The organism is Synechococcus sp. B60.1, from assembly GCF_047462555.1.
Classification (GTDB): Bacteria; Cyanobacteriota; Cyanobacteriia; order Thermostichales; family Thermostichaceae; genus Thermostichus.
Genome location: NZ_JANSJN010000137.1, coordinates 1 through 4,998 on the forward strand (window position 1 = coordinate 1; position 4,998 = coordinate 4,998).

The following is a 4,998-nucleotide window of genomic DNA, read 5'->3' on the forward strand; positions in this document are numbered from 1 at the left end:
TGGTAGGCAATTCTCCTGGTGAGAGTATTGTACCTATTCACAACTGGGATGTTCCCGCCTCTCCCCAGCGACTCCGACCGACCCCCAGTCCCCCCATGTACGGGGGTACAGAGCGGGGCTTCAAGGACTACGTCCCGCTAGCACGAACGGCAGATTAGCTAGCTCTTAAGGGTCGGTAACTGGCGGAAGGCGGGGCGGACTACGCCCTCAAGCGTTGGGATCCCTTCACCGGAAAGCTTCTCAGTGTTCATCCCGAACACGGCAACTGGATTGGGGCAGTGGCCAGCGCTCCTGGGGATCGCTGGCTGGCCAGCGGCGGCGACGACTACTGCATTTGGCTGCGTCGCTTTCCTTCCCGCTCGGCGCTGCGGGTGTATCGGGATCCCGCGGCCTGTATCAGCCTCTGGCCCATGGGCTAGACCCCAACCCCAGAAAGCACTACCATCACCACCACCGCCGCAAAGATGATCAAAGCGTAAAACTGCGCCTTGCCGTTTTCCAGGTATTTCATCACTTCGCCGCTGACCATCGCCACCAGGCCCGTCAAGTTGACCACCCCATCGACAATGCGGCTGTCCACCTCCAGCGCTTCCCGCGCCACAAAGCGAGTGCCCTGCACAAAGACCCGATCGTAGAGATCGTCGATGTACCACTTGTTAAGCGAGAAGTAGTAGAGCGGCTGCAGGCTTTGGGGGAAGGTGCTCGGATCGATGCGCTTCTGCCAGTAGATCAGGCTGGCCAGGGCAAGGCCAATCAGCCCAATACCTACCGAGCTGCCCGCCATGACCAAAAACTCCGTCCAATCGAAGTGGCCAGCCAGCACCGCTTGCCACTCGGCTGCCACCAGCGGCAAAACCGATCCGGCCTCCGCCACAGTCTCGCCCGGCGGATGGATAAAGGCCTCAAAGAAGTTGGCAAAGGGAGTGCCCACCAAGCCGATCAGCACCGAAGGAACCGCCAGCGCCACCAGCGGAATCGTCATCGACAGGGGAGACTCATGCGGCTCGGCAGCGTGGCCATGCCCATCGTGCCCGTCTTCCACAGCTTCAGGATGGCTGCTGGGCTGGGGCTTTTCGTAAATGTTCATGGCACCGGGGCCAAAGGCCGGCTCTTTCCCGGCAAAAGCGTAGGCAAAAGCCGGCACCGGTCGGCCCTGGCTGACGGCTACCTCCTGCCGCAGTCTCAGGTTGGTGCCGCGAAACTCCCCTTCAAAGGTGAGGAAGTAGATGCGGAACATGTAGAAGGCGGTGATCCCCGCCGTGAGGAAGCCCACCCCCCAGAGGGCTGGGTTGTGCTCAAAAACCGCAGCCAAAATCTCATCTTTAGACCAAAAGCCGGCAAGGGGCGGGATCCCACAGATGGCCAGCGTGCCAATCAAAAACGTGATGGCCGTAACTGGCATGTATTTGCGCAGCCCTCCCATCAGGCGCATGTCCTGGGACAAAACCGGGTCGTGGCCCACCACCGCCTCCATGCCATGAATTACGGAGCCAGAGCCCAAAAAGAGCAGCGCCTTGAAGTAGGCGTGGGTCATCAGATGGAATAAGCCCGCCCCATAGGCGCCGGATCCCATGGCCATGACCATGTAGCCCAGTTGGGAGATGGTGGAGTAGGCCAGGCCCTTTTTGATGTCGTTTTGGGTGATGGCGATGCTGGCCCCCAAGAAAGCCGTGCCCGCCCCTGTCCAGGCAATGAGGTTCATGACTGCCGGGATCCCTTCCAGCACTGGGAACATACGTGCCAACAGGAATACTCCGGCAGCAACCATGGTGGCCGCGTGGATGAGGGCCGAAATAGGCGTGGGACCTTCCATGGCATCCGGCAGCCACACGTGCAGCGGGAACTGAGCCGACTTGGCCACCGGCCCCAAGAACACCAAGAGGGCAAACAGGGCAACCAAGCTGCTGCTCACCGAGCCGTTGGCCACCATCTGCTCCACATTGCGGGCCAGTTCCTCGAACTCGAAGGTTCCAGAAATCCAGTAAAAGCCCAAAATGCCCAGCAACAGACCAAAGTCGCCCACCCGGTTGACCACAAATGCCTTCTGGGCTGCCTCTGCCGCCGCCTGCCGCTCGTACCAGAAGCCAATCAGCAGGTAGGAGCACATCCCCACCAGCTCCCAGAAGATGTAGATCTGTACCAGGTTGGGACTGAGCACCAGGCCCAGCATCGAGGAGGCGAACAGACTCAGGTAGGCGTAGAAACGTACATAGCCGGGATCCTGGGCCATGTAGCCATCGGAGTAGATCTGTACCAAGAAGGCCACGGTGGTCACCACCACCAGCATCATGGCGCTGAGGTGGTCGACTACAAAGCCCATGTCCAGCGAGAAGGATCCCGCCTGGGCCCAGGTGATGGTTCTGAGGACGGTTTCATGGCCCTGCAGTTGGCTGGCCAAGAGGGCAAAGGCGTGAACCATCGCCGTCCCCGTTGCGAACACACTCAAAAAGGCGGCTAGAGAGCGGTTGGCCCTTGTCCAGGCGTTGAACACCAGGATGCCTAGGCCAAGCAAAAAGGCTGCCACCAGGGGATAGACGGGGATCAACCAGGCGTATGCGTAGATGAATTCCATGGGATACTGCTGAATGCGTTCTCTTGCGGTAGTGAACCCTCCCTGCTGGCCGGTGGGAATCTGTCTACGGGTCAGAGGCCGGCAGTTGCTCTGGGGCTTCTGATATTGTAAATCTTTGCAACACAATCAGCGCCCCCCTGCAGTCACCCAATCCATGAGAGCAAAGATTTTTCCTCCCGATCAACCGGGATCCCCGCAGGAGAATCGGAAGATAGGCTGAAAGTTATCCCTAAGCCTGTGGCAAGATGACAGGGATCCCTTGTAAGCGCTACAACTGAAGGCTGAAAGCCACAGACTGTCTGGAGAAAAGCCCATGAGCCTAAACCTGGTGACCCTGGTGGGGAGAGCCGGAATGGATCCAGAGGTGCGCTACTTTGAGTCGGGCAAGGTGGTGTGTACCTTTAGCTTGGCGGTCAACCGCTTCCGCAAAGGAGAGGACAAGCCCGATTGGTTCAACCTGGAGCTGTGGGGGCGCACCGCTGAAGTGGCCGGAGAATATGTGCGCAAGGGCAGCCTCATCGGGGTAACAGGCAGCCTCAAGTTCGATCGCTGGAAAGATCGAACCACTGGGGAGGATCGCCAGAGGCCGATCATCGCCGTGGATCGGCTGGAATTGCTGGGATCCCGTCAAGATCGCGAGCCTGACCTGCCTGCAGAGGAGCCGTTCTAAGTCCCCTCCAACCGGCGTTGGCACTCCCGCACCACCTCGGCCAAGTCTTGACTACACCAGGGGTAGCTTAAGAGTGGCCGTTGGATTACCCACAGGGGAATCCCCAGAGTTTTAGCCACAGCCTGCTTGATGGCCAGGCCACCAGCTTCTCCAGAGTCCTTACTAATAACCACTTGGGGCTCCAGCCTCTGCCAAAGCTGCAGTTCCTGCTCCAAGCTGAGGGGCAAGCGCATCCCAATCACCCGCTCGGCAGGGATCCCGGCTTGCACTGCCCGGGGAACCGACTCTGGTAGCACCCGCGCCCACAGTTGGCAGCGATCCTGCCAGGGCACAAACAGGGGCAATGCCTTCACCCCCACCGTTAGCAGCACCCGCCGCCCTGCCAGTACGCCATCCGTGAGCAACACCTGCCAGTCTGACGCTACCTGTACCCAGGGATCCAACGCCACCGGGGGGCGCTCGTAGCGCAGGTAGGGGATCCCCAGTTGGGCGGTCACCTGCATGGCCAGTTGCGAGATCTCTTGGGCGAAGGGATGGGAAGCATCCACCAGCACGCGGATCCCGTGTTCCTGTAGAAACTGTAACAAAGATAGGGGCGAAAATCGGGTAACTATCACTTGCCCCGGCAAATCCCGATATAGCCTTCTGGCCCCCTCGGTGGTGACGGTGGCTATCCAAGGGATCCCCTCATGGCTGAGGACGTGGGCCAAGCTGCGGCTTTCGCTGCTGCCACCGATGAGGGCCACTTCAAGTGATTTACGAACCGAGCCCATGTTGTGTTGCCAAAGTTTGCTACCAGTGGATACGATCGAGGTCTAAAGGCTGGAGGCGAGTGCTCATGATCGAGATGCATGTGGCTGGGATCGCGGTCGACGCTGTCAACCAGGCTCCCATTGTCATCTTGCGCGATACCCATGAGCGGCGTGCCCTACCCATCTGGGTAGGAAGAGCGGAGGCCAACGCCATTCTGCAGGCGCTGGACGACCAAAAGCCCCTCCGCCCTATGACCCATGACCTTATTCTGAACTCCTGGAAAGCTTGGGGGATCAAGCTGGAGCGGGTTATCATCCATGCCCTGCTGGACAATACCTTCTATGCAGTGCTTGTTACAGTCTGCGGCGATAAAAAGCAGGAGATTGACTGCCGCCCCAGCGATGCCATTGCCCTTGCCCTGCGGGCCCATGCCCCCATCTGGACTGTAGAAGAGGTAATCGCGGAAGCCTCGATCCCGATGAACCAAGATGCTGACGAAGCAGAGCGGGAGGCCTTCCGCAAGTTTGTGGAAAACGTAACGCCCAAAGACTTTATTCGCAGCCACCCCTTCACTGACCACCCCACGGAAGCAGACAGTTGAAGTTATAGCCTTCCTGAGCTGTCCCCTACTGGAGGAGCTGAAGCCATTGGCCGGTCTCTACTCTTGCTAGCCTAGGGGTCTGCTTGGGTTGACTTCTCTCCTCCCTTTCAAAGGATCCGACGGTGTCGCTGACCACCGACGCGAGCGCTTTGAGCTAGATATAGGTCACTACCAGCGTGGCAGGCTAGCAGGCTCTCATCCCAAAGCAGCCACGTTGGTCAAACGCCAAGACGGTTCCTACTACATCCAGATTGGCGTGGAGTCTGAAGCACCAGAGCCGGAGCACGCCGTCAAGGCAATGGGCGTGGATTTGGGTAGGAGGGATATTGCCCAGACCTCTGAGGGGGATCACTGGAATGGACAGCGGTTGAACCGGGTCAGAGACCACTACTCCCGGTTGAG

General features: G+C 59.2%; 5 protein-coding genes and 1 pseudogene. 4 read left to right on the forward strand and 2 right to left on the reverse strand.

Going from position 1 to position 4,998, the window contains the following annotated elements; all coding sequences use genetic code 11:
* Nucleotides 1-278: 278 nt before the first annotated feature.
* Nucleotides 279-419 (forward strand): hypothetical protein, encoded by a 141-nt coding sequence (locus NW863_RS12150; protein ID WP_414366655.1) that lies wholly within the window; start codon nt 279-281, stop codon nt 417-419.
* Here NW863_RS12150 and NW863_RS12155 read toward each other — a convergent pair.
* Entirely contained in the window at nt 416-2,572 is a 2,157-nt protein-coding gene (locus NW863_RS12155; protein ID WP_414366657.1) for an NAD(P)H-quinone oxidoreductase subunit 5, read from the reverse strand. The genes NW863_RS12150 and NW863_RS12155 overlap by 4 nt on opposite strands.
* A gap of 313 nt (nt 2,573-2,885) precedes the next feature.
* Between NW863_RS12155 and NW863_RS12160 the strand changes: the two genes are divergently transcribed.
* Complete coding sequence (locus NW863_RS12160; RefSeq protein ID WP_414366659.1) at nt 2,886-3,242, forward strand: single-stranded DNA-binding protein; 357 nt, start codon at nt 2,886-2,888, stop codon at nt 3,240-3,242.
* Here NW863_RS12160 and NW863_RS12165 read toward each other — a convergent pair.
* On the reverse strand, nt 3,239-4,015 hold the full coding sequence (locus NW863_RS12165) for a cobalt-precorrin-6A reductase (protein WP_414366661.1): 777 nt from the start codon (nt 4,013-4,015) through the stop codon (nt 3,239-3,241). The genes NW863_RS12160 and NW863_RS12165 overlap by 4 nt on opposite strands.
* Nucleotides 4,016-4,080: 65 nt before the next feature.
* On the opposite strand from NW863_RS12165, the gene NW863_RS12170 reads away from it, so the two are divergent.
* Together NW863_RS12170 and NW863_RS12175 are read left to right on the forward strand one after the other, a co-directional pair.
* Nucleotides 4,081-4,596 (forward strand): bifunctional nuclease family protein, encoded by a 516-nt coding sequence (locus NW863_RS12170; RefSeq protein WP_414366662.1) that lies wholly within the window; start codon nt 4,081-4,083, stop codon nt 4,594-4,596.
* A 139-nt stretch (nt 4,597-4,735) separates the two neighbouring features.
* Nucleotides 4,736-4,998 (forward strand): annotated as a pseudogene (locus NW863_RS12175) (RNA-guided endonuclease TnpB family protein); the annotation flags it as partial.